The organism is Zarconia sp. (assembly GCF_057467645.1).
Map to the genome: position 1 here is coordinate 1 of NZ_JBRJXU010000047.1, position 25,628 is coordinate 25,628.

At 49.0% G+C, this 25,628-nt stretch carries 20 protein-coding genes; 10 read left to right on the top strand and 10 right to left on the bottom strand.

Annotated features, from left to right (window positions below; translation table 11 throughout):
* Positions 1-421 precede the first annotated feature (421 nt).
* The 3 genes from xseA (at position 422) to AC2215_RS06530 (ending at position 2,721) form a co-directional block, all read left to right on the top strand.
* Positions 422-1,669 carry an exodeoxyribonuclease VII large subunit gene (gene xseA / locus AC2215_RS06520; protein WP_486809158.1) on the top strand — a complete coding sequence of 416 codons (1,248 nt, stop codon included), beginning with the start codon at positions 422-424 and terminating at the stop codon, positions 1,667-1,669.
* Between the two features lie 61 nt (positions 1,670-1,730).
* Positions 1,731-1,946 (top strand): exodeoxyribonuclease VII small subunit, encoded by a 216-nt coding sequence (locus tag AC2215_RS06525; RefSeq protein WP_486809159.1) that lies wholly within the window; start codon positions 1,731-1,733, stop codon positions 1,944-1,946.
* 31 nt (positions 1,947-1,977) lie between these two features.
* Positions 1,978-2,721 (top strand): SMI1/KNR4 family protein, encoded by a 744-nt coding sequence (locus AC2215_RS06530; RefSeq protein WP_486809160.1) that lies wholly within the window; start codon positions 1,978-1,980, stop codon positions 2,719-2,721.
* Between the two features lie 22 nt (positions 2,722-2,743).
* Here the strand turns inward: AC2215_RS06530 and AC2215_RS06535 are convergent, their stop codons facing one another.
* The 4 genes from AC2215_RS06535 to AC2215_RS06550 form a co-directional block, all read right to left on the bottom strand.
* Positions 2,744-3,196, bottom strand: coding sequence for an SRPBCC family protein (locus AC2215_RS06535; RefSeq protein ID WP_486809161.1), 453 nt, complete (start codon positions 3,194-3,196; stop codon positions 2,744-2,746).
* A 143-nt stretch (positions 3,197-3,339) separates the two neighbouring features.
* Positions 3,340-3,648: a hypothetical protein gene (locus AC2215_RS06540; RefSeq protein WP_486809162.1), complete on the bottom strand. Its 309-nt coding sequence runs from the start codon at positions 3,646-3,648 to the stop codon at positions 3,340-3,342.
* Between the two features lie 140 nt (positions 3,649-3,788).
* Complete coding sequence (gene zds / locus AC2215_RS06545) at positions 3,789-5,270, bottom strand: 9,9'-di-cis-zeta-carotene desaturase (protein ID WP_486809163.1); 1,482 nt, start codon at positions 5,268-5,270, stop codon at positions 3,789-3,791.
* 368 nt (positions 5,271-5,638) lie between these two features.
* Positions 5,639-5,854: a high light inducible protein gene (locus AC2215_RS06550; RefSeq protein WP_486809164.1), complete on the bottom strand. Its 216-nt coding sequence runs from the start codon at positions 5,852-5,854 to the stop codon at positions 5,639-5,641.
* 326 nt (positions 5,855-6,180) lie between these two features.
* Here AC2215_RS06550 and AC2215_RS06555 point away from each other — a divergent pair, with 326 nt between their 5' ends.
* The 5 genes from AC2215_RS06555 to AC2215_RS06575 all read left to right on the top strand — a co-directional run bounded on the left by AC2215_RS06555 (position 6,181) and on the right by AC2215_RS06575 (position 17,321).
* Positions 6,181-6,762 carry a (2Fe-2S) ferredoxin domain-containing protein gene (locus AC2215_RS06555; protein WP_486809165.1) on the top strand — a complete coding sequence of 194 codons (582 nt, stop codon included), beginning with the start codon at positions 6,181-6,183 and terminating at the stop codon, positions 6,760-6,762.
* A 941-nt stretch (positions 6,763-7,703) separates the two neighbouring features.
* Entirely contained in the window at positions 7,704-9,899 is a 2,196-nt protein-coding gene (locus AC2215_RS06560; protein ID WP_486809166.1) for a transporter substrate-binding protein, read from the top strand.
* Between the two features lie 367 nt (positions 9,900-10,266).
* On the top strand, positions 10,267-10,674 hold the full coding sequence (locus AC2215_RS06565) for a response regulator (protein WP_486809167.1): 408 nt from the start codon (positions 10,267-10,269) through the stop codon (positions 10,672-10,674).
* A 576-nt stretch (positions 10,675-11,250) separates the two neighbouring features.
* Positions 11,251-14,709 (top strand): ammonium transporter, encoded by a 3,459-nt coding sequence (amt, locus tag AC2215_RS06570; RefSeq protein WP_486809168.1) that lies wholly within the window; start codon positions 11,251-11,253, stop codon positions 14,707-14,709.
* A gap of 680 nt (positions 14,710-15,389) precedes the next feature.
* The gene (locus AC2215_RS06575; protein WP_486809169.1) at positions 15,390-17,321 is read left to right on the top strand and encodes a CBS domain-containing protein; all 1,932 of its coding nucleotides are present in this window, start codon (positions 15,390-15,392) and stop codon (positions 17,319-17,321) included.
* 168 nt (positions 17,322-17,489) lie between these two features.
* Here AC2215_RS06575 and AC2215_RS06580 read toward each other — a convergent pair whose 3' ends face one another.
* Together AC2215_RS06580 and clpB are read right to left on the bottom strand one after the other, a co-directional pair.
* Positions 17,490-17,693: a hypothetical protein gene (locus AC2215_RS06580; protein WP_486809170.1), complete on the bottom strand. Its 204-nt coding sequence runs from the start codon at positions 17,691-17,693 to the stop codon at positions 17,490-17,492.
* 226 nt (positions 17,694-17,919) lie between these two features.
* On the bottom strand, positions 17,920-20,544 hold the full coding sequence (gene clpB / locus AC2215_RS06585; protein WP_486809171.1) for an ATP-dependent chaperone ClpB: 2,625 nt from the start codon (positions 20,542-20,544) through the stop codon (positions 17,920-17,922).
* A gap of 388 nt (positions 20,545-20,932) precedes the next feature.
* Here clpB and AC2215_RS06590 point away from each other — a divergent pair, with 388 nt between their 5' ends.
* Positions 20,933-21,340 carry a hypothetical protein gene (locus AC2215_RS06590; RefSeq protein WP_486809172.1) on the top strand — a complete coding sequence of 136 codons (408 nt, stop codon included), beginning with the start codon at positions 20,933-20,935 and terminating at the stop codon, positions 21,338-21,340.
* 408 nt (positions 21,341-21,748) lie between these two features.
* On the opposite strand, the gene AC2215_RS06595 is transcribed toward AC2215_RS06590, so the two are convergent.
* The 4 genes from AC2215_RS06595 to AC2215_RS06610 form a co-directional block, all read right to left on the bottom strand.
* A complete protein-coding gene (locus tag AC2215_RS06595; RefSeq protein WP_486809173.1) occupies positions 21,749-21,982 on the bottom strand; it encodes a hypothetical protein in 234 nt (77 codons plus the stop codon).
* A gap of 59 nt (positions 21,983-22,041) precedes the next feature.
* Positions 22,042-22,923: a carbohydrate ABC transporter permease gene (locus AC2215_RS06600; protein WP_486809174.1), complete on the bottom strand. Its 882-nt coding sequence runs from the start codon at positions 22,921-22,923 to the stop codon at positions 22,042-22,044.
* Between the two features lie 171 nt (positions 22,924-23,094).
* Positions 23,095-23,364, bottom strand: a complete 270-nt coding sequence (locus AC2215_RS06605; protein WP_486809175.1) for a YciI family protein — start codon at positions 23,362-23,364, stop codon at positions 23,095-23,097.
* Positions 23,365-23,697: 333 nt separating this feature from the next.
* Positions 23,698-24,516, bottom strand: coding sequence for an SDR family oxidoreductase (locus AC2215_RS06610; protein ID WP_486809176.1), 819 nt, complete (start codon positions 24,514-24,516; stop codon positions 23,698-23,700).
* Positions 24,517-24,819: 303 nt separating this feature from the next.
* Here AC2215_RS06610 and AC2215_RS06615 point away from each other — a divergent pair, with 303 nt between their 5' ends.
* A complete protein-coding gene (locus AC2215_RS06615) occupies positions 24,820-25,626 on the top strand; it encodes a tetratricopeptide repeat protein (protein WP_486809177.1) in 807 nt (268 codons plus the stop codon).
* Positions 25,627-25,628 lie beyond the last annotated feature (2 nt).

The window sequence follows — 25,628 nt, forward strand, 5'->3', positions numbered from 1 at the left end:
GTACGCACGTCGGATTGTGTACAGAACGGCGTTGTACAAACTGTTGGCCGCTTCGCACTCAAACTCAATCAAAGCGCGAGTTGCGTCGTCAACGCTCAATCTCACTTGCTGCGTGTGGTAATTCACGATTTCGACCTCTATTTCGTGGCATGTTGTCAACGGAAACGGTTAAACGATACATCGAAGGTCAACGGGGAGGCAGAAGAGATACTGTCTGCTTCAAACCTCCCGAGTCGTCATTCAATTCTGGCGGTAGGCGACCGGGGCTAACTGACTCCTGCACTATTCTTGTTTTAGGGATGGGAGAACGCGACTTTTTTGGAAACTGTATTGATTTTAGAACAAGTTTCACCAATTCGGGAGTATCCGCGATATCGTAGTCAAAATACAGAAACTCAATCGCCCCCTTGCCACTGTCAGTATGATGACTCCCGATACTCAGATCGCAAATTCTCAGATGACCGATACCGCCCTGTCTGTAGCGGGACTGACAGACTACATCCAATCTCTGCTACAAGACGATCGCCAACTGCGCCAGTTGTGGGTGACGGGGGAAGTATCGAGCGCCAACGCCCACCGTAGCGGCACGTTCTTTACCCTGCGCGATACTGAGGGAAATGCCACGATTCGCTGTGTGGTGTGGCGATCGCAACTAGCCAAACTGGCGGCAGAACCGGTGGTGGGGGAACAGTTTCTGGTACTCGGTAGCATCCGGGTATATCCAGCGCGGGGAGAGTATCAACTGAGTGTCTGGCAAATTTTACCCGCTGGGGAAGGATTGCAGGCGCTGCGATACCGCCAACTGCGCAACCGCTTGGAAGCCGAAGGATTGTTCGATCCGGCCCGGAAGCGATCGCTCCCTCCACATCCCCAAACCATTGCGGTGGTTACCTCTCCCCAGGCAGCGGCTTGGGGGGATATCCAGCGCACCCTCAAACAGCGATATCCGGGGTTGCAGGTGTTGCTGTCTGGGGCGATCGTACAGGGCGATCGCGCGCCGGCTTCGATTGCTGAGGCGATCGCGCGGGTGGAAAAAGATGGGCGCGCTGAAGTGCTGATTCTGTCGCGGGGTGGGGGGTCGGTAGAAGATTTAGCCTGTTTTAACGACGAACGAGTGGTAAGGGCGATCGCAACTTGCTCGATACCGATTATTGCGGGAATTGGGCATCAGCGAGATGAGTCTTTGGCGGATTTGGCTGCCGATGCCTGCGTTCACACTCCAACAGCCGCCGCAGAATTGGTGGTTCCTTCTTTAGAGGGGTTGCGCGAAGAACATCAAGCGCGGGTGGAGGCACTTGCAGGGGCGGCAAATGCCCGTCTGGAAGCGGAACGCAATCGGGTACGACAGCTCCAAAATCGCTTGCAGAAGCTCTCGATCGACCGACAACTCGATCGGGAACGAAAAGAGCTGCAACGTCTGCGTCAGGGGCTAATTCGCGCGGCTCGATCGCGCTTGCAACGGGCAATCCAACACCATCAATTGCTATCGGAAAAACTGGCTGCCCTCGATCCGCAAGGGGTGCTAAATCGGGGCTATGCGGTGGTGCGATCGGATCGGGGAGATATCGTGCGATCGACGGTTGGGTTGGAGGAGGATGACGTGTTGGAGGTGCAGTTGGGAACGGGTCGAATTCGAGTGAAGGTTCTCGATCTTTTGGGGGAGAAATAAGTTTTGAAGTGAACCACAAAGGCACGAAGGACACAAAGTTGGAATTTTCGAGGAAAGAATAATGGCTAAAGCAAAAACGAGTAAGAATTGGAATTACGAGGAAACGGTAGTGAAGGTTGAGGAGATTATCGATCGAATTGAATCGGGAGAGTTGGAGTTGGCAAAAGTATTTGAGGAGTTTGCCGTAGCTAAGGAAGGCTTAGATCGATGCGAAAAGTTTTTAAGCGAGAAACAGAAGCAACTGGATTTATCGATCGAGGTTTTAGAGGCGGATTAATCGATCGATAACCTTTATATTGATATGGCTAATGTCAGAATTAACCGAGGCACTCAAACGAATTAAAACATGGATTGAAATTAATACACCTTTCTACGATGATTTTAATCCCGGTCTGACTTCTGCTCAAATTTATACTTTACTCAAGGATTCTCCCTTTAAACTTACACGAGAAGTCCGCGAATTGTATGAATTTTTTGATGGAGGTGTCGAACTTTTTCCATTTTGGGGATTCTACTCGTTAGAAGAAGCCATCAAAAATTATTATGTCTGGGTTGAAGTGTATTGCGAAGATTGCGAACCTCGCCATCAACTGCCTCTTTTCTGGCTAGCAGGTGAGTATTATGTTATTTGCGAAGAGGAAGAAATTGACAGTTCTCCCGTTTGGTTTCGTCCGAAAGGAGAAGAGCCAATTCCTGCTTACTCCAGCCTAACCAGTTTGATTCAAATGATGGCAGAATGTTACGAAACGGGAGCCTATTTTATCTGGACCGCAGAACACGATATAGAATATTTTGGTGAGGACTTTGGTGAGTTGATGATATATTCTGAATATCATATTTCTCAACTGCGTCAGTTTTGGGAAGAGGGTTCTTTTCAACCTCTCTTAAGCAGAGTTTGGTGTCGTGCGTTAGAACAAGCGATCGCACCTGAAGAACTTTCGGAAGAAGAAGCCGCGTATATCGCAAAACCTATATTAGAAGAAGATTTTGAAAAATCCAACGTGATTTTTAAGAAATATAATCCAGACATTGGAGAGCGTCAGGATTTATAAATGTACGCTTTATCGGCAAAATCTAATCTTCAACCTCTTCCCCAAGTTCGATCGCATACTCCCGAAACTTTTCTAAATCTGCTTTGAGCGTCGATTCCACGAAGCGACCTAAAAATAGATTATCCATCACTTTTCCCACAACTCCCGGAATTCCGTAACCGATGGTCAGTTTTACGATCGTACTCTCTTTGCGATCGTAAAATCGAACGGCTCCTCGATTGCTCAAACCATCCACCGATTCCCACTGAATAATTTGATAGGGAAGTACCCGCGTCAGTCGAGATTGCCAGTTTACTTCTAATCCTAATGCTGCCAACGTCCATCGAGAGAGATTGGGATCGTCTTCGCTCACTTTCACCGAGGCAATCCAATCCATCCATTGAGGCATTTTTTCGATATCCGCCCAGATATTCCACACGCGATGGATGGGAATATTGACTTCAATTTGAAAGCTATGTTCGAGCCAGTCTGTCATTTTCGGATTTTAGATTTTAGATTTTAGATTCGAGTGGCACTGCAAAGTTTGTATAGATTGCCTGTTCCTTGGCACCAAGATCTCGATCGCATTGTAAACTCTTGCTTGCCCGATCGAGGTTTGCAGCTGCGTTCTAGAAGACGTTAATTTCGCCGCTGCGATCGCTCGAAGAGAAAAATTACCAATTCTCCCAAAACGATCGCCATTACAGACACAATACTGGGTAGGACGAACCACATCAAAAATAAACCGCTACCCAGTGAGGCACCCAGTTTTTGGAACGTCGCGAAAGCCAGTAAAATCCCCACAAACGTTCCGACAACCGCAGCAGCAATAGATCGCCCAATCACGATCGCTTTTCGGAGGCGAAGTGCTGCCGGAATTCCCAGGGCTAAGCCGATCGTACTCCCGAATAACACCGCCCAACCGAGAACAGTTAAGAAAAAATCCATATGGTGGCAGTAAGCACTCCGCAATCAGCCCTCAGTATTGAGTTAGACTCATCCAACGAGGGAGGATTACCAACTCGCCAGATCGACATTGCAACATAGTTGGCATGTTTCGAGTGGATTAGCTGACGGCTTCAAGCTGACTAAGATTCCGATGTCGTGCCGACGAGTTCTCCAGTCGAACCGAGTTTACCAAGATTCGCCAGCACCGCCTCCGCTGCCTGGTTCCCGGAAATCGTCGCCCCTTCCATACTATCGATATAGTCCTGCTGGGTGTAACTTCCCGCGAGGAAGAAGTTCGGCACGGGGGTTTGCTGGGAAGGACGGTAGAGATCCATTCCCGGTGCTTCTCGATACAGCGACTGCGCCAACTTCACCACGCTGTACCAAGTCATATTTAGATCCCGCGCGGAGGGGAAGAGTGCCCGCACTTGTTCGAGAACGTGGTTCGCGATCGCTTGGTTACTTTGTTTGATAAACGGATCGCCGGGGGTGAGCACCAGTTGCATCAGCGAACCTTCCCCTTCTTTGTAATAGTCTCCCGGACTGGCGAGGGCTAAATCGGCAAAGCAGGAGAAGTCCGCATCCGCCGTATACAGCAGGTTATCGATACCCACAGCCTGCTGCAATTGCTTGCGTTTTTCTTCGTCTTGGAGTTCCGTCACCCAGCCATCGAAGCGCAGTTGCACCGTGGCGACGGGAACCGCTTCTAACTTATAGATGTTGTCAAACTCGGGCCACTTGCGCCACTCTTGCGGTAACACCTTTTGGATTCCCGGCACGTCGCAGGCGAAGACATAGGCATCCGCCTCGATGGTTTCTTCAGTTTCCCCTTGGGCGACAACGATACCGTTAACGCGGGTTTCGTCTGCGGTTTCGTTAAATAAGATTTGCCGAACTCTGCGCCGGGTGTGGATTTTCGTTCCCCGTTCTTCGAGATATTTAACCAGGGGTTCGTGGAGGTAGGTGTGGGGAGAACCTTCGAGCATTCGCAGCACTGAGGCTTCCGTTTTGGCGGCGAAGAATTGGAAAATGGTGAGCATACACCGCGCCGAGATATTTTCCGTATCGATAAATCCCAGGGCGTAGGCGATCGGATTCCACATGCGCTTGAGGCTGCCGTTATTACCTCCGTGGGAGCGGAACCAGTCGGCAAAGCTGATGCGATCGAGGTCGCGAATGGTTTTCATCGCCCCGTCGAAGTCTATCAAACCCCGTACGATCGGGCTAGTTCCCAGAGCGATCGAATTTTGCAGTTTATCCTGGGCGGTGAGTTGAGAAGAGGTGAAAAATGCTTTCAACCCGTGAAATGGCGCGCCGATGGGGAAGCGAAAATCCAGTTCCCCAATTCGTCCTTCCTTATTAATAAAGGTATGGGTATGTTCTTTTAAGCGCAGGTGTTGCACCGCCCCGATTTTTTCCATCAAGGCGAATAGGTTGTAGTAGCATCCGAAGAAGACATGCAACCCCATTTCGATATGGTTGCCATCTGCATCTACCCAACTGCCGACTTTGCCACCCACGAAAGGACGGGACTCGAAGATTTCCACCTGGTGTCCGGCATCGGCTAATTTCACAGCCGCTGCCATTCCCGCTAGTCCCGCGCCTACTATTGCAACTCGCATTTCACATTTTTCCGCTCAGTTTGTTTACTTATTGTAATATTTTCTGGCGATCGTCTTGAATAGTTAGGGGATGGGGTGTGGGGCGTGGGGCGTGGGGGAAGAATGACGCAACTGACCCATTGTCAATTGTCCATTGTCCATTCGATCGCCCATAGACATCTCCAGAAAAGAGGGTCGGGGGGAACGGGGAACAGGGAACGGGTTTGAGAACTGATGGTTTCAAGATGAAAATTGATTGCGATTTTAATTTTCACCAGATGTCTAATGGAAAAAGCCAGGTCTCCCTCATTACAGAAAAACCCGGCTCTTCGATTGTAAGGATATATAAATGATTGCGCTTGTATCTAAGGCGTGATGGCGATCGCGATTTACAGGTTGGTGAACCATTCGATGAGTCCTTGTCCGGTCAACGCTTCGAACGCGAGCAAGGAAACAAATCCGATCATCGCTAAGCGACCGTTGAGGCTTTCGGCATAGGGGGTGAAACCGGCGCGAGAAACTTCATCAACGTACATGGTGGGTTCGATGGCAAAGTTATTCATTTTGCCCTGGTCGTCAATAATGCTTCCTTTAGCTGATTGCATTGGAATCTCCGTGTTTTGTTTTATTTTTTTACCTTATGTAACTATTTGTAACAAAAATTTACAGTGCTGTCAACCCACCGTCAGAAAACTCGATCGCTGGAGGGATGTGCTATATTCTTGAATATTATTTTCAATAATTTCTCGAACCTTGCGAGCGGCTCGAAGGGCAAAATTTACGAAAACTATTGTGATGTATAGGTTAAAAGCCTTCTCGATTTCAAGCTTGCTCCTGGAAATCGAGGGCTTGATAGTAAAGTTTTTTATCTAAATAGCCCTTGTGGCACCTCGTTCTCGTCCTCTTACGTTTTTGCCAACCAGAAACTGCTATGGGTAAAGCCAAGTATCAACTCGAATCCGACTTCAGCCTCCAAGGGCAAATTGTCAACATCGTCCGCAAAGACAATTTCACCCCCAAACGAGTCAAGCTTGCCACCGAGTACGGTCCATTTTTTATTAAGCTCGCCAAACCCCTGCGTGCCAGCGTTCCGTTTCTCGCACCGGGCGATTGGGTGTCGATGGCCGGCACGAGAAAGATTAAAAAAGGTCGCTACGAGTTTAAAGCCGAAGAACTGACCCCTCTTTCGCAAAAAGGCGGGTTAACCTCACACGACGGTGCATTGCCTCCGGTGAAGAAATCCCAGAACAAGCAAGGGAAGATTCTCGTATGCCAAAAGTCCGACTGTTGCAAGCGAGGGGGTAAAGCCGTCTATCAAGCCTTGGAAAAAGCTTTAGACGAGAGAGGTTTGGGCGATCGCGTCGATATCAAAAAAACCGGCTGTCTCAAACATTGCAAAGCCGGTCCGAACCTCGTCTTCATGCCCAGTAAAACCCGCCACAGCCGCATTTGTCCGGCTGAAGTTGCCGAACTGGTGGATAAGCACTTTGCCGCAACGGCAAACCACTCATAGAACAGAGCGAGATCCCCGTTTCTGTCAGGTTTTGAGAATCAAAAGCGATCGAACAACGTTGAAGTACCGCGAAGGCTTAGGCATTGACGCGACATTGAAACAGTCAATTTAACCTTAAGTTGACACCACTGCATGAGGAAAATGCCGTGCAAGTATCAATTAAAACCACCGATCTTCGTTCTACCATCGATCCTTAAATTGTAGATGGTACCGAAGCCGTCTTCTTAAAATCGAGATAGAGATGAGGAACTCCTCAAGTATTCGGAAACGTTTGTCTCTCGATCTCGATTCGGTCGTTTTACCGAATCTTCAGATAAAAATGAGATCGTTCTAGCCAAAACGATCGAAATCGCTTATACTCTTCACAGAAATTGCCACCGCCACCCCAAGCTAAACAACTCTCGAGGGTCTTTTTCAAAATCGATCGAGATAACTTAGAGCGGCTCTGGACTCATGAAAATTGAGAATTGACCGATCGGGAATCTGGAAACACGCAAGAGTGTATACTAAGCACGTAAATTTGCGAAGAAGGGTGTTTTCTTCAACAACGTTGTGAGTTTTTGAAACTCGGCAATCGATTTAGGAAAACTCAAGCCACGATGCAGCTTGTATTTTTCAATTGCCGAGTCATATGTGACTTGATTGGGTGAAAAGCGAAGAATCAACGGTTGTCGAAATGTAGATTTCGGGAAGACTCGGCTGTCTATCAATTTTTTAGATCGTTTGGAGCGATGCTCTTGCACTATAGATGTAGTGAAATGTAGTGAATCTTGAAGATAGAGCAACATGCGTAAAATTTAACCGATCCGAGAAAATAAAAGTTTGTTGGCAACGATAATTCACAAAAACCGAGACGAAATGTGAACGAATTGTGGAGAGCTTTAAATTTATCTCAATTCGTTCTAGATATTTAATGGCCCTTTTTATATGCGATAATTTCTATGGTGCGAGTTGGTATCTTACACTCTAAAAGCGGTACGATGGCTGTCAGCGAACGACCTTTGATCGATTCAGCGCTGATGGCGGTCGACGAAATTAACGCCCATGGGGGAGTTTTAGGGGAATCCCTCGAAGCGATCGTTGAAGATGGTGCATCCGACCCGAGCCAGTTTTTTCAAAAAGCGAGAAAACTGATCGAAGAGGATGAGATTACTAATATTTTCGGCTGTTGGACTTCGGCTACTCGCAAAGCCGTTAAACCGATTTTTGAAGGACTCAATGCCCTACTATGGTATCCCCTTCAATACGAAGGACTTGAAAAAAGTCCGAATATTTTCTACACCGGTTCTTGTCCCAACCAGCAAGTGGAACCCGCCATTAACTGGCTGCTAGCGAATGGTAAACAACGGTTTTTCTTACTGGGTTCAGACTATGTTTTTCCCCGTACGGTGAACAAACCCGTTCGCTCGCAACTCAAACGTTACGGCGGTTTAGTCGTTGGGGAACAATATATCGAACTCGGAGAACGCAACTTCGAGGGGACGATCGAGGAGATCCTCACTACAAAACCCGATGTGGTGTTTAGCACCCTAAACGGAGATAGCAACCAAGCTTTTTACACCCAATACTATCAAGCCGGAATTCGAGCCGAGGACATTCCAATTGTTGCCGTCAGCGTTGCGGAAGCGGAATTAGAACATTTAGGAAAAGTCGCCGTCGGTCACTATTCAAGTTGGAGTTACTTCCAAAGCCTCGATACCCCCGAAAATCGCCAATTCGTCCGCAATTTTAAGGCCCGCTACGGCGAAGATCGCGTCACCTCCGATCCCATCGAAGCCGCCTATGCCCAGGTCTATCTGTGGAAACAAGCGGTAGAGGCAGCTGGATCGTTTGAAGTCGATGTCGTGCGCGAAGCCGCCTTCGGTCAACGCTTTGAGGCTCCGGGCGGCACGATAATCGTCGAACCCAACCACCACGTTTGGAAACATTGTTACATCGGGCAAGTCAGATCGGACGGACAGTTCGATATCGTTCACCGCAGCGACGCAGAAATTAAACCTCTGCCGTGGTTAGGCATCGAAGAAGTCGAGTTTGTGTCTTCAGATGTCGCGATCGAATTGCTGGGGGAGGTCTCTCAAGGCATCCAACAAACTTGGCTGCTCGAACGCAAATCTCGCGAACTAGAAGAGACCTTAAAAAAACTCGAAGCCACCCAAGCCGAACTCATTCACTCGGCAAAAATGGCGACCCTGGGACAGCTGGTGGCTGGCATCGCCCATGAAGTGAAAACACCCCTGTCTGCGATTCGGTCTTCGGTGGGTAGTATTTCCGAACAGTTAGACGATACCCTCGCGCAAATTCCCCAACTGTTAAGTCAGCTCGATTCCGAGTCTCAATCGATTTTTTGGGAAATGCTCGATCGAACCCGCATCAAGCAAATCCCCCGATCGACTCGCGAAAAACGTCAACTGAAGCGAGATTTAGCCAGCAGCCTTCAATCTTACCAAATTGAAAATGCCCCTCGGACTGCCGAAATGCTTGCAGATATGGGGATTTACGAAGGCTTAGAGTTTTGCCTGCCCCTGCTCGAACATCCTCAAGCCCGCCCAATTCTCGAGCTAACCCACAAACTTGCAACCTTATATCGCAGCACCAATCTCATCGATTTGGCAGCCGATCGCGCCACCAAGCTCTTGTTCGCCCTCAAAACCTACTCCCATTCCAATACCAGCCGCAAACCGATTCCATCGAGGATTACCGAAGGGGTGGAAACGGTGTTGATGTTGTATCAAAACCACATCAAACGGGGAATCGAAGTCATTCGCAACTACGACCCCGACTTGCCCGAGATCCTCTGCTGTCCGGACGAACTCGACCAAGTGTGGACGAATCTAATTCACAACGCCTTGCAAGCCATGGGCGACGAAATGGGCACTCTCACCATCGACGTGACTCAAAATGAGACTCACATCTTCGTCAAAGTCACCGATAGCGGTAAAGGGATTCCCTCGGAAATTCTCCCGAAAATTTTCGATTCTTTTTTTACAACCAAAACCGCTGGAAAAGGTACGGGGTTGGGGTTAGGGATTGCCCGCGAAATTCTCGATCGCCACAACGGATCGATCGAGGTGGAAAGCATCCCCGGTCACACCACGTTTAAAGTCTCCTTACCCCTATCGGGAACGCCGTTGCCTTGACACTGGACTCGAATACTGGGAACTCATCCCAACGGCATTTGAGCTGCCACTCATCGACGATCGATCGCCAAAATTCTCCTCCCTTTCTCCCATCCCGTCCAAGGAGGGGGCAAACTGCGAGGGTTGTATCGCAACTGCCAGTGCGGTTAGGACAACACCGGATCGTTGCTTCCCCCGAAGCCCCCGAAGCCTCCGCTGCGCACAGTCAATTGTGACTGAACCGATATGGCGACGGCGATCGGTGGGGATTGGCGAATGAATGTATCCGGATTTATGATACAAACAGTTGCATATTTAAATTCGATATTTCAACAGTATTCAAAGCCATCAAACATCTAGATAAAATCCGATTGGGAGTTATATCGCTATGTCTAAAGCCGCAATTATCTGTGTTGATGATGAAGCCATCGTCCTCGATAGTTTGAAACGACAGCTCAGAAAAGCATTTGAGAATCAATATTTTTATGAATTTGCTGAAGGTGCAGATGAAGCCCTCGAAATCATTGAAGAACTCGATGAAGAAGAGATTGATATTCTCGTCATTGTTTCCGATTGGTTGATGCCGGGAATAAAAGGAGATGAATTCCTGATTGGCGTTCACCAAAAATTTCCCAAAATTGTCAAAGTTTTATTAACTGGGCAAGCAGATGAAGATGCGATCGAGCGGGCTAAAAATCAGGCCAACCTCCATGCCTGTTTGTATAAGCCCTGGACGGGTGAAGAACTCATTGAAACCATTCGCTCGGGTCTAGCAAAATCTAAAGTTCTAGAGTAAAGTCTCGACGTTATCGCAGTCGCCACTGTAGGGGCGGACATGGGGTGATTGCGAGAATTTACAACACGAGCAAGATGTGTGTCCGCTCTGCACGCGCATAGCAGGCACTAATTTTCCGAATCAACCTGGCAGTTACGATACGTCTTTCCAGATGTTGACCTTATTCGCAAAATAACTTCGGCGTTCTCGAGGGATAAAATTGCAACTTTAGAGTCTCAATTGACATCAAGAAAATACTTTTTCGATGTATGGCAACCGCGCTGGTGCGGTTAGAACAATGCCAGAAACTGATGTCATGAACCCGTAGTCTTTCCCTCGCTGCCTTCCCCGATCGCGATCGCTGATGTCCTAACTTATTTCCTAACGGTTGTGGCGACGGCTATATTGCGGTATTTATCCGTCGTCCGGACAACTCGATCGAGAATCGGTATTTTTCTGATAAGAGCAAACAAAGATCCTGAATTCAACGATCGCCGACCCACTCGAACCCAGAAACTCCTCGAACTCGAATCTGAATGCTAACGTTTCTCCACTGACTGTTCTCTCTCGAATCTCAACTCCACCCACCCAATAACAATGCTCGATTTAAATGTAGCTTGGCTTCTCGGTTGCGCCGGATTAGTTTTCATGATGCAGCCCGGTTTCATGTGCCTCGAATCGGGACTGACCCGATCGAAAAATAACATTAACGTTGCCGTCAAAAACCTCGCCGATGTGGGCATCTCCATCGTCCTCTTTTGGAGTTTCGGCTATGCTTTGATGTTCGGTGCATCGGTTGGGGGGTGGGTGGGGGCAAAAGACTTTTTTCTCGAACTCGCCCACGATCCTCGACTCAGTGCGTTTTTCTTCTTCCAGGCGATGTTTTGCGGCACCTGCACCACCATCGTTTCCGGGGCGGTTGCCGAACGGTTGCGTTTCAAAGGATACCTGATTTTAGCCCTGCTCATTTCCGGGTTAATCTACCCGATGTTCGGGCATTGGGCGTGGAACGGCGTTGCCACTGGCACTCTATCGGGCTGGCTGGGGAAATTGGGCTTTGCTGACTTTGCCGGGTCTACCGTCGTCCATAGCGTCGGCGGCTGGGTGTCTTTGGCGGCCCTGCTAATTATCGGGCCGCGCACCGGTCGATTTAGCGCAGACGGGCGATCGCAGAAAATCCACGGTTCGAATTTATCCTTTTCCGTTCTGGGTGCGATGCTGCTTTGGTTGGGATGGCTGGGCTTTAATGGCGGCAGTACCTTCGCCCTCAACGACCAAGTCCCGAGAATTTTAGTGCAGACCTTTTTAGCCGGGGCGATGGGAATGCTCGCTGCCGGCGCATTGGGTTGGTATCAGCGCAAACTGCCAGAAGTGGAAGTCCTCATCAACGGTTCGATCGCCGGTTTGGTATCCATTACCGCTGGATGCAACGCCGTCAGTACCCCCCATGCCGCTCTGATTGGGGGAATGGGTGGGGCGATCATGCTGCTGGCTACCTACTGGATCGAACGCTTTCGGATCGACGATGGGGTGGATGCGATCGCCCTCCACGGTGTGGCTGGGGCATGGGGAACCCTGGCTGTGGGTTTGTTTGGGGATTTGGAGATTTTGGGAACGGGGTTGAGTCGTCACGCTCAAATTGCGGTGCAACTGTTTGGGATTGGCGTGGGATTCGTCTGGGCGTTTGGAGTCACCTACTTGCTGTTGCGGATTATCGATCGCATCAGTCCCCTGCGCGTCTCCCTCGAAGAAGAAGAAATCGGGTTAAACGTTTCCGAACACCGGGCGAAAACGGAAGTCTACCAACTGTTTCAAGTCATGGACGAACAGGCGCGCACTCAGGATTTCAGCCTGCGCGTTCCCGAAGACCCCTTTACGGAGGTGGGGAAAATTGCCCGTCGCTACAATCAGGTGATGGAATCCCTAGAGGACTACGCCACCCAAATGGCCGATCTCAATGCCAATTTGGAGCAACAGGTGAGCGATCGCACCGCCGAACTCGCCCAAGCCAACCAAGAACTCAAACGCCTCGATCGCCTTAAAGACCAGTTTCTCGCCAATACCTCCCACGAACTGCGCACCCCCCTCAACGGGATTATCGGCTTGACGGAATCGATGCTCGATGGAGAACAACTCAATCTCCAAGACCGCCAAAACCTGATTACCATCGCCCAAAGCGGTCGTCGATTGTCGAATCTGGTTAACGATATCCTCGATTTTTCCAAACTGAGACACCAAAATATCGAAGTTCAACTCAAACCGATTCCCCTGCGGGCGATCGTGGGGATGGTGCTGACCCTAACAGCCACTCTCGTGGGAAAAAAAAACTTGCAACTCGCGAACGCTGTTCCTACGGATTTGCCCCCGGTGAGTGCCGATGAAAATCGCCTGCAACAGATTTTATATAACTTGGTGGGTAATGCCATTAAGTTTACCGAGTCCGGGACGGTGGAGGTATCCGCCTCAGCCTACGGCACCCCCGAATCCGATCGGATTGCCATCTGCGTGCGCGATACGGGTATCGGCATTTCCCCAGACAAGTTCGATCGCATTTTTGGTGAATTCGAGCAGGGAGATGGGTCTACGGCGCGGGAATACGGGGGAACGGGGCTAGGTTTGGCAGTCACTCGCAATTTGGTGCAGTTGCACGGGGGGCAGATTTGGGTCGACTCCCAGGAGGGAGAGGGATCGTGCTTTACCTTTACCCTGGGCATCTCCCGAGAGATTGCCACAGACCCCCCACCCCTGGCTCTGCAAGACTCGAGACTGAGTGCGACGGAGAATATTTCTCTCCCCGACGCGATCGCCCATCCGTCACCCGATCGGGGACATGCTGACGGTTTCAAAATTTTACTCGTGGATGACGAACCGGTGAACTTGCAGGTGTTGATGAATCACCTTTCCCCGGAAAACTACGACATCGCCCAAGCCACGAACGGGGTTGAAGCGTTGGAGGTTATCGAGAATGGATTCGACCCAGATTTAATGTTGCTCGACGTGATGATGCCGAAAATGACCGGTTACGAAGTCTGTCAAAGATTGCGAGAGAAGTTCCCGGCGAACGAACTGCCTATTTTACTGTTGACGGCGAAAAATCAAGTCACCGATATCGTCGAAGGTTTATCTTCTGGGGCTAACGATTACCTTACCAAACCGGTGAACAAACAGGAACTCCTCGCCCGTTTGAAAACCCATTTAAGTTTGTCCAATCTGACCGCGGCTTACAGCTATTTTGTCCCCCACGAGTTTCTCAAATGTTTGAAAAAAGATAGCATTCTCGATATTTCTTTGGGGGACCAAGTCAAGCAAACGATGAGCGTTCTCTTTTCCGATATTCGCTCTTTTACCAGCTTGAGCGAAAGTATGACCCCCGAGGATAACTTTAAATTTATCAATGCTTACTTATCTCGAATGGAACCAGCGATTCTCGAAAATGGCGGATTCATCGATAAATATATCGGCGATGCGATTATGGCTTTGTTTCGGGGTAGTGCAGATGATGCGGTTGCCGCCGGAATTTCGATGCTACACCGCTTGCAAGACTATAACCAACAGCGAATTGAATCCGGCTACGTTCCCATTCAAAATGGCATCGGCATCAATACGGGAGATGTGATGCTTGGAACCGTGGGGGGAAAGAATCGGATGGATGGGACGGCGATCGGCGATGTGGTGAATTTGGCCTCTCGCATTGAAGGATTGACGAAACATTACGGTGCATCTTTACTGATTAGCGATCGCACGTTTTTCTCCTTAAAAAATCACGAGCGATATAATTTTAGAATTATCGATCGGGTGCAAGTGAAGGGAAAATCGAAAATGGTGTCAGTTTTTGAAATTTTTAATGCCGATCCACCTAAACTTAAAGCCGGAAAAATTGCCACGAAAACAACATTCGAGCAAGGGGTCGTTTCTTATAAACTGGGGAACGTAGAAGACGCCCGAGGTTTATTCGCGCAATGTTTAGCGTCTAATCCCGAAGATACGGCGACCCAAATGTTCTTAAAACGGACGGAATCGAGGGATATTTCCATGATGCAATCTCGCAACGTATAACTTAATTCTCCAACACCCGATCGAGCGGAGTAAAAGGGAAATTTTTCCTCTCGATCGCCATCGGAGGCAGTATAAAGTTGCGATCGCGTTCATTGGAAGATCGGTTTTGGCGAAGACTTAAAGGAGTGAGATGAATGCTTGGATTGACGAAATCGACTTGTTAATGATAAAGTTTTAGCTTAACTAGTTAACACCAATAAAAAATTCATTGTTTTCAATGGTAATTTCCTCATCGGTGTCCAACACCTCAGCCACAATTGAATAACAATATTTTACAATTTTAAGATAGGATACAAACCGAGTTGTCCTCGATCTCTACTTCTGTCGATCCCTACGGCTTAGTCGATCGTCGTTGACGAATCCGAGTAAATACTGAACGATGTTCTTTTACTTACTGTCATTCGATCTCGACGTTTTGATATTGCGTTAGAAAAAAGATAGAGCTTTATTGCAGTTCCCGATCCCTTTTCTTTCTTTTTTCCTTCCGCCTCAGGTGTGCCAAGGGTCACAGCTCGTCATTTCTACAGTGAGATCGAGCTGACGAATTTGCGACATTATCTACTGCTATTCCCCATATATACCCTTCGAGGGTGAATTTTTTGGTACTCAGTCGAGCTGAGTTTCTCAGTCTAACTCGATCGTTGGGTGGGGGTATTTTGCAAAATTCGATTTTTCTATCCATGTTACTGAGTAACTCCGACTCTCCAACTCTGATAACCCAAGCACTGGACATGAATCCCACCGTCATTTCTCCAAAGACCTCAGTCCTGGATACGATTTCCATGATGAGTCAGACTCGGGCAAGTTACGTCCTCGTAATGGAAGACGATCGACTCCTGGGAATTTTCACGGAACGAGATGTCGTGCGTGTCACCTGCGACGAGATAGATTTGACCGGGGTAACGATCGAGCGATTGATGACTCCGGAGGTGAAGACGATTGAACTTGACGATAAGACCGATCTGTTTGCGATCTTATCCCAACTGCAGGCGGCGCAAATTCGCCACCTCCCGGCTGTAGACAAAACCGGTCGAATCTTAGGGGTCATCACTCCTCACAGTTTGCGCCAAGCCCTCAACCCCGCCGATATGCTGCAAATTCGGCAGGTGTCGAGCATTATGGTGCCCAAAGTACTGACGGCCCCTTCCCATTGCAGTATGGGTGAGGTGGCCCGACTAATGGCGCAACGGCGAAAAAGTTGCGTCGTGATTTGCGACGTGAAAACCAACGAAGGTGGGGAAGGTTCCCAACGTCGCGATCGTCAAAAACCCATCGGTATCGTCACCGAACGGGATATCGTCCAGTTCAAAACCCTCGGTCTCGATTTCCAAAGGATTCCGGTCCGAGAGGTGATGAGTTGTCCCCTGCTACCGGTGCAACACAAGACCTCTCTGTGGGAAGCCCATCAAATCATGCAACTCCACCGGATTCGGCGTTTGGTGGTGGTAGACGAAGCTGGATATCTCGCGGGCATCATCACCCAAACGACCCTCCTCGAAGCCCTCAATCCCGTCGATCTCAACAGTACCGTCGAATTGTTGCAACAAACCATCGACGAAAAGACGAAAGCCCTGCGGGATGCGAACGATCGCATGCAAGAGGAAGTCGCCCAGCGCATCGAAGCCGAAGCCCAAGTACGCCACCTCAATGCAGAACTGCAAAAACGGGTGCGAGAACAAGACGTACTCATCGATGCCCTGAACCAACACCAACAGCGACTGTCCAAGCTCAATCAAGCCTACGAACGTTTCGTCCCCCAGCAGTTTCTCCAACTTTTGCACAAAGATAGCATTCTCGATGTCAAACTCGGGGATGGGGTCAAACAGGAAATGTCGATTCTGTTTTGCGATATTCGTTCGTTCACGAACTTGAGCGAAAGTATGACCCCAGAGGATAACTTTCGGTTTATTAATGGCTACCTATCCCGCATGGAACCGGCGATTTTAGACAATGGCGGATTTATCGATAAATACCTCGGCGATGCGATTATGGCGCTCTTTGGCAGGAATGCAGATGATGCCGTGAAAGCGGGAATTGCGATGCTCGATACCCTCAATCGTTACAATCAAACTCGCCAGCTACCAGAACGTCCCCCCGTAAAAATTGGGATTGGCATTAATACTGGCGATTTGATGCTGGGAACCGTGGGGGGACAAACTCGCATGGATGGCACGGTGATTAGCGATGCGGTGAATCTTGCCTCGCGATTGGAGGGGTTGACGAAGAATTACGGTGCATCATTACTGATTAGCGATCGCACGTTTTTGGCGATGAAAAATCAAAGCGATTATCATTTTCGACTGCTCGATCGGGTGCAAGTGAAAGGAAAGTCGGAAATGGTATCGGTGTTTGAAGTGTTTGATGCCGATCCGCCTCACCTGCGAGATGGGAAATTAGCAACAAAAACGATATTCGAGCAAGGATTGGTACTTTATCATATGGGTGAATTTGAAGAGGCACGAGACTTATTCGATCGATGCTGCCAACACAATCCGGGCGATCGGGCTTCGATGATTTATTTAGAACGCACTCGGCAAGCTTTAGAAAAGACGTTCCCCTCACGAAATGGACCTCATTTGAAAATAGTAGGGGAAACAAAAATTGCTTTATAATATTTGGTTTTTTTTAGGGAAATTTAGCGTTAAATAATACTCAAAGATTAATGAGTTCTGTGCCAGCCATGATTTCACTATATAAAATATTTTTTAGGTATCGGAATTCGGATCGTTTCCGATATCATATCCCGATAGCAGATACATTTCAGTTAGAAGCCGATCGCCCTACCACCGCCGCGAACTTTGATAAGTGGCGATCGCCCCAGAACCGAACGACAAAAAAATCAGAATCCAAATCACCATTCCCGGCATAAATCCCAGCGCACCGATACCGCGCAGAATCCACACCAACAGGGTAACTCCCACAAAAACCCCAAATGCCTGATAGTAAATTTTATTCTTAGAATTCTTTTTCTTCGACGAACTCATAATTTTAAAACCTCATTTTTGGTCAGGATTCAGCGACTTGAGAGAGGAGACTCCCCTCCCGTCTTCCTGGAATAGATCCCCCTCCCTTCCCCCTTTTTAAGGGGGAAGCTAGGATACTGCGCTGGTTTATTTATCCGGAGGCCATCGGATGCGTGCGCTGTTTGTTAGTTCGGGAACTATTTCAATTCCCCCCCGATCGAGGGGGGTTAGGGGGGATCGCAAACAATTAATTATTCGTCGTCAGCAACTGGGCCGGCAACCGCTTAAACGACAACCGTTCGTTCTCCACATCCACAAAAATCGTATCCCCTTCGGTAAACGTACTCCGCAGAATCGCCTTGGCAATCTGAGTTTCCAACTCCCGCTGAATCGCCCGTTTAATCGGTCGGGCGCCGTACACCGGATCGTACCCCACCTCCACTAGGAAATCGAGTGCCGCATCCGATAACTTCAGTGCCATTTTCCGATCTTCCAGACGGCGTTCCAAATTCAGGATTTGCAACTTGACGATCGATCGCAACTCTTCCTTACGCAAGGCATGGAAGATAATCGTTTCGTCGATGCGGTTGAGAAACTCCGGTCGGAATTCGGCGCGCATTGCCTCCATTACCCGATTCTGCATTTCCTCGTAGTTGGCATCATCCCCCGCCACATCCAAAATGAACTGGGAACCGATGTTGCTGGTCATAATAATCACGGTGTTTTTGAAATCCACCGTATGACCCTGCGCGTCCGTCACCCGTCCGTCATCGAGGATTTGCAACATAATATTGAATACATCCGGGTGAGCCTTCTCGATTTCGTCGAACAGAATCACCGCATAGGGACGGCGGCGAATCGCTTCCGTGAGTTGCCCCCCTTCGTCGTATCCCACGTATCCCGGAGGCGCACCCACCAAGCGAGAAACAGTGTGCTTCTCCATATATTCCGACATATCGATGCGCACCATGGCATCTTCCGTGTCGAACAGGTACGCCGCCAGGGCTTTTGCCAACTCCGTTTTCCCCACCCCCGTGGGGCCGAGGAAGATGAAACTCGCCACCGGACGATTCGGGTCTGCCAATCCGGCGCGCGATCGCTGAATGGAATCGGCAACGGCCGTCACCGCCTCGTTTTGACCGATCACCCGTTCGTGCAGTTCGTCTTCGAGGTGGAGTAGCTTCTGCATTTCCGACTCCACCAACTTGCTGATGGGAATCCCCGTCCACTTAGAGATAATCTCGGCAATGTCGGCTTCGGTGACTTCTTCGCGCAACAGGGATTGACCGGTATTTTGGGTTTGCACCAGTTGTTCCTCGGTTTTGTCGAGTGTCTGCTGCAACTGGGATAGCTTGCCAAACTTCAATTCGGCAGCGCGATTGAGATCGTAGTTGCGTTCGGCTTGTTCGATTTCCACCTGTACCCGTTCGATTTGCTCTTTCAGGTTTTTGCGGCGATCGAGAACCTCTTTCTCCGCTTGCCATTGGGCGTTAAATGCCGATTGCCGTTCTTTGAAGTTGGCCAGTTCCTTATCCAATCGCTGCAACCGTTCCTGGGAAGCCGCATCGCTTTCCCGTTGCAGGGAGAGTCTCTCCATTTCCAGTTGGAGGATTTTGCGATCGATTTCATCGAGTTCCTCGGGTTTGGAGGTACTCTCCATCTTCAGTTTGGCTGCCGCTTCGTCCACCAAATCGATCGCCTTATCGGGTAGGAAGCGATCGCTGATATATCGAGTCGATAGGGTGGCGGCCGCCACCAAGGCGCTATCGGCAATTTTGACGTTGTGGTGGGTTTCGTAGCGATCTTTGAGACCCCGCAGAATCGATACCGTATCTTCCACGCTGGGTTGATCGACGAAGACTTGCTGGAATCGCCGTTCTAATGCGGCATCTTTCTCGATATACTTACGGTACTCGTCGAGAGTGGTTGCACCGATGCACCGGAGTTCTCCCCGCGCCAACATCGGTTTGAGCAGGTTCCCCGCATCCATTGCCCCTTGGGTTGCCCCCGCACCAACGACGGTGTGGATTTCGTCGATGAAGAGAACGATTTGCCCTTCCGAGTCGGTGACTTCTTTGAGGACGGCTTTGAGGCGTTCTTCAAACTCGCCCCTGTACTTCGCCCCAGCAATCAAGGAACCCATATCCAAGGCAATGAGGGTACGATCTTTGAGAGACTCGGGAACGTCTCCTTTGACGATTCGCTGGGCGAGTCCTTCGGCGATCGCCGTTTTCCCCACCCCCGGTTCGCCGATGAGGACGGGATTGTTTTTGGTGCGGCGAGAAAGGATTTGCACCGTGCGGCGAATCTCGTCGTCGCGACCGATCACCGGATCGAGTTTCCCCTGCCGTGCGGCTTCCGTCAAGTCGCGGCCGTATTTCTCGAGAGAGTCGTATTTGCCTTCTGGATCTCGATCGGTCACGTTCTGAGTACCTCGTATTTGGGCGATCGTTTCTTTGAGTTGGGATTCACTTATTTTAAGTTCTCTCAACAGGTTTTTTCCGAAGCGATCGTCTTTGAGATACCCGAGAATTAAATGTTCGATCGAAATATATTCATCGTCATATTCTTTACGATAGACATCGGCGCGATCGAGTAGGGTATCCAAACTTTGCCCTAAATAGATGGAACTCCCACTACCGGATATTTTCGGTTGTTTGGCGATAAAGGCTTCAATGCGATCGCGAATTTTCGGCACCGATGCCCCTGCCCGATTTAAAATACTGCTGGCTAAACCCTCTTGTTCGAGAAGAGATTTAAAGAGGTGTTCGCTTTCGAGTTTCTGGTGCCCGGCGGCTTTTGCAATATCGGGGGTGCGGGAAATGGCTTCCCAGGCTTTTTCCGTAAACTGATTGGGGTTAGTGGGTTGCATCCGGTTTTAAATAAGTCGATATTCTGTTAATTTTGGGGCGATCGCATCGGCTTCGTTCCCGTATCACTATTTTAGGAAGTTTCGCGTCTGGGTCTAGATCGGTGTTTTCGCCAACAGGAGGCGGCATTTCCGACAATCGTTTAAGTTAAGTAATAAGTGATAAGTAATAAGTAATAAGTGGATTCTAGGCAACAAACCACTGTTTTTTACAGCCGTTTTCAAAAATATTGACCCCGAACGCGAGTTCACGCAAAAAATGTGACAAGACATCGGTGATGTAGGGGTCGTGCCCCCGTGCCGACACCGTTTCAAGTGCCTGGGATCTACCATTATGAAAACCGCTATAAGATTTATAGTTCGTTGAATTCGATCGAGAATTTCCTTGAGTATGGCAACTGCTCGAATCCCTTGTATAGATTGTCAAAAAAACATCGACGTGTATGTCGGTCAATCTATTGACGATCGAAAACTCGTTTGGCATCAATCTTCTCGATGTCATCATTGCGGCATGGCGATGGAGGAAGATGGTATTGGCAATATCCCCGATGAATTGAGACAGCTGATTTTAGAACAAGAGGGTTCGTGGTGTCTGCAGATTACAGAAATTGAGTATCGGGCAATTGTTGCCGCAAAAATCTTACGCAAGCTGATGAATTTATCACTATCCGAGATTACCAATCTCAAAAAAAAGATTCCCGGCGAAGTAATAATAGGAACGCACGTCGAAATGAAATGGCTTGTCGAAAACTTGAGAGCTGAAGGGATTCAAGCTTTTATCCTACCGAAGAAAAGATAAGGACTGGCGATCGTATTTTGATGCGTTACGACGGATTTTTAGATATGTAGTGGATTGAAAAAAGTTGAAGGTAGTGCTGCTACGCAGAATTAAAAATGCGTCTTGAAAAGTTGAACGGGACTCAAACCGACACCGCTCGCGATGCACGCAAAATTAAAAATTAAAAATGCTTACTATATATAGCTTTGGGCGGTTTAAAGCTGGGTAGTTATTTCTGCCGCGCTGCAGTAGGATTGGGACGATCGCAATCGCCCCATTCAAGCAAGATATAGCAATTCTCAGACCTGTGAGGTACACCTGAATTCGATTTCCCATTCCCTATTCCCCGTTCCCCGTTCCCCGTTCCCCGTTCCCTCAAACCAGAAACTTTGTGCCTCATGAGGATGAGAACCGCTATAATTTCCTCGATTACATCGTTTCCGGCTGACTCATCGTACAAACCGCACAGCCACAGCCGAGGGCGTCGAGCAGTTCGTCCCCTTGAGCGTGAGTTGAGGGGATCGCGATCGTTTCTGACTGAGTAATCTGGCTGTCAATGCGATCGGTTGGCATTGCAGAAGCAGGATCGGTCGCCATCAGCATCAACGCCACCGAACTCGAACATCCTAATACTGTCAACAATTTGGCTTGATCGATCATCATTATTATTTTGAGGTTAAGTACATTTAGCATAACAATTCGATGAGAATTGCCACATCACGTTACTCTTCTCCCCAAACCCGTAACTGCAACCAAACCAATCCTAGGGTTAACATCAGTAATATCGTCGTTCCGGCGGCTGCATAGCCGAAGTCAAACATTCCGAAAGCTTCTTCGTAGATGTAGTAAACGAGCAAATTGGTTGAATTGAGCGGGCCGCCTCCAGTGATGACGTAAACTTGCTCGAAACTGCGGAAGGTGAAAATCGCCGTGGTGACGGTGGCAAATACCAGGGTTGGGCGCAATCCCGGTAAGGTAACGTGCCAGAACTTCTGCCAACCCCGCGCCCCATCGAGTTCGGCGGCTTCGTAGCGAGAGTCGGGGATGGTTTGCAACCCAGCCAGGAATACCACCAGATTGAAACCCAACTGCTTCCAGATACTGAGTAGGATGAGTACCGGCATCGCCCACACCGTACTACCCAGCCAGGGAATCGGTTCGATGCCGATCGCCCCCAGGATACCATTCACCGGTCCGTTGGTTTGGAACAGCCACCGCCACCCCAACCCCACTGCCACCATCGAGGTAATCGAGGGGATGAAATAGGCGGTTCGCAAGACACCCCGGAGAGCGATCGCTCGATCGAGAAGTACCGCCAGCAACAACGGTAGGATTAGGCTGGGAATCACCGTGGCGATAGTGAAATAGACGGTATTACCGACGACTTGCCAGAAATCGGGCGTTACTAGCAACCGCCAGTAGTTCTCGAATCCCACCCACCGTACCCCCGCTTGGGTGAAGCTGCCGGAGGTGAAACTCAGATAGAGCAAATAGGCGATCGGCCACAAGACGAAAATTCCCAGTAAAATCAGGGCGGGAGCGAGGAAAATCCAGGCAGATAGCGCCTCGCGATCGAATCCCGGTTTCACAGAATCTGACTTCATACCTGGAAATGCCCTCTCAATAAGCTGCTACGCATCTAATTTACTAGTTTGACTGACACGGAGACACGGAGACGCGGAGACGCGGAGACAGGTCAAAAAATTGCACATTTTTATCTTGTTTTGGGAATATACAATTTAAATGCGCATTAGCTTATTTACTCAAGATTTCTCCTAAAACGCTTGAATCCATTCCTTCACGTCGTATTCCGTCCAAATGCCATTTTCCCAATAGGGATCGGATTCTACCAGTTTGCGGACGGCGGCTTCATCTTCTGCGTCGTAGATGCCAAAGACCATGGTTGCATCTTGTGTAGGCCCGAGGGTAATCACCAACCCTGCTTCTTTTTGGGCGGCGATGCCATCGAGGTGCGCTTGCCGGTAGGGTTTGCGCTTCTCCAATACATCTTCGCAGTAGGTTCCCCACATCACGTATTTTGGCATAACTATTTTGAGAGCAATGTTTGCTGGTAGACGATCGGCTTCTATCTTCCCATGGATGGGGGGTAGAGGGGACAAGGGGACAAGGAGACAAGGGGACAAGGGAGACAAGGGGACAAGGGAGACAAGGGGGACAAGGGGACAAGGGAGACAAGGGAGACAAGGGAGACAAGGGAGACAAGGGGGACAAGGGAGACAAGGGGGACAAGGGGACAAGGGGACAAGGGGACAAGGGAGAGGAGAATTATTCAATTAAATGTTCCCCGTTCCCCACCGTCACCGGAAACTGTCTTATCCCGCGCCTGACGGTATCGAGGATGAAAAAACACTTCGATCTCAATTCGATCGGACTTTGGCTGCGAGTCGATCGAAATACCAATACAATCCAGGGGCGATCGCACTGTGCAATTTTTGAAGTAATGACATCTCCCATCCTGGGGAAATGGCAAAGGATTTTTTGAGAACGCCTGTAAGGATTTCTCGCGCGACATCTTCCGGTTGCCAGGTTTCGGCACTTTGGGTAATGGCTTTAGTTTCGGCGGGTTTGATTTTGTTTTCGGCGGCGAGTTGGGGGGTATCGGTATCGGGGGGATAGACGATCGAAATCTGAACCCCCGTTCCGTTGAGTTCCCCGCGCAGGGACTCGGCAAATCCCCGCAGGGCAAACTTACTAGCACAGTAGGCGGTGTATCCGTACACGCCGATTAAACCCGCACCGGAGGAGACGAGTACGATCTGTCCCGTTTTCTGTTGCAGCATCGCCGGTAATACTGCCCGAACGCAATAGAGGGAACCGAAGTAGTTCACCGCCATGGTGTCCTCGAAAATTTGGGGGGAAAGTTCGAGAAAGTAGCCGGGATGGGCAATGCCTGCCGATGTTACCAATAAATTTGGGACTCCCCCAAGTTCGATCGCCTTTTCCATGGCAGCTTCGGCGCGATCGCGATCGGAAATATCGGCTTCGATAATATTGACTCGCTGTTGGGGATTTACCCTGGCTGTCTCGATGTCTGCTTTGGCGGCTTCTAGTTTAGAGGGCGATCGGGCAACAATGGAAATGTGTGCGCCTTGGCTTGCGAGTAGCTTGGCCGTTGCCAGTCCGATACCACTCGAACCTCCAGTAATAATGGCGTGCTTTCCTTGGAATTCTTTCATAGACCAGTTGCGGACGCGATATTGATGCTTCTTCGAGGGTATTGGATCGGGCGATTCAACCCTACCACATCATCCCGTCTGCCTTTTTGTGCAACAACGCGATTGAGAAATAGAATTTGAAGAGAATTTCTCAATCGCCTCCGGAGAATTACGATGCTGTTTCGATGTTATCCCTTCAGTTTGACGATCGCCGCTGTACTTCTTTGCTCGATTTCTTCAAGTTTTCCCAAGATTCCTATGGGTATCTCAACAGCTCTGGCACAGGGAGAAACAATCGAGGATCTCAAAACCGAAGCCGATCGCTTGTATCAAGAAGGGGAACAATTGCTCCATAACGCTCAATATGAAGCAGCATTAGAGCAATTTCAACAAGCAGCAGAGATTTATCGGAAGATGACACGACAAGCAGTCTCCCAAGACTCGAATCCAATCACTATTTGGAGTAATGAAAGCTCGATCGACGAGGATGTCAACTCCAGCCAAGGGGAAGCAGATTCTTTATTTAAAATAGGGACGATTTACGAGAATTTAGGGCAAATTCAAAAAGCGATCGAAGCTTATCAACAGGCTCTAGCAATAGCACAACACTTGAGAGACTCTCAAAGAGAAACAAATATTTTAATGAGTCTGGGTCGGGTCTATCATAATCGGGGAGAAATTCAAGATGCGTTTGAGTTATATAACCAAGCCCTAGTTATTGCTCGAGAGACTAGCGATCGAAACAACAAGGCTCAAGCGCTACTTTCACTGGGTGTTGCCTATATCAGCCTTGGGGATTTTCAACAGGGAATCCAGTTGTATCAACAAGCTCTCACAATTACACGAGAGATTGGAGATCGCCAAAGGGAAATTTTCTGTTTGGTGGCTTTAGCAAATGCTTATCGTGCATTTGGGAAATATTCCCAAGCTATCGAATTATTCGAGCAGTCACTAACCATTGCGAAACAAGAGAATAATCTCCACGGAGAAGCCTATTCTCTCATTGGCTTAGCTTATGCCTATAATGCTTCAGAAGAATACTCACAAGCGATTATTTTCTATCAAAAATCTATTGCCATCCTAAATGAAGTTGGAGATCGCCGATCAGAGGCTGTCACTCTATTAGGTTGAGC